Below are 433 nucleotides of genomic sequence, written 5' to 3' on the forward strand. Positions count from 1 at the left end.
GGGCGGGGATGGCCGATACGAAGGCACAGACACGGGCACGGACACACGCATGGGCGCGGGCATGGACATGGGCGCGGCGCCGCTCCGCGCCGGACGGCGGGCTGCCCGTCCGGAACGGCCCGCTGCGCGGCTGGGGCGGGGTGGCGGGGATGGCGGTGGCATGCCTGATCACCGCCTCGCTCACCCTGCTGCCGCTCTCCCGGCACGACGGCACGCCCGCCGGGACGGACCCGGCGGGCGGCACGACGGCGGCCGTCCCGGTGCGGGCCGAGGAGTGCACCGATCCGGAGGCGAGCCTGCCGCCCTCGACGGCGGACGGGCCGGGCATCGCGAAGATCAAGGAGCGCGGCAAGCTGATCGCGGGCGTCGACCAGAACAGCTACCGCTGGGGCTACCGCAACCCGTACAGCGGTGAGCTCGAAGGGTTCGACAT

The 433-nt window shown here is 75.1% G+C and carries 1 pseudogene; it reads left to right on the forward strand.

The window, feature by feature from the left end:
- Positions 1–149 precede the first annotated feature (149 nt).
- Positions 150–433 (forward strand): annotated as a pseudogene (locus RNC47_RS37020) (sugar-binding protein); the annotation flags it as partial.

Source organism: Streptomyces millisiae, from assembly GCF_031845425.1.
Classification (GTDB): domain Bacteria; phylum Actinomycetota; class Actinomycetes; order Streptomycetales; family Streptomycetaceae; genus Streptomyces; species Streptomyces millisiae.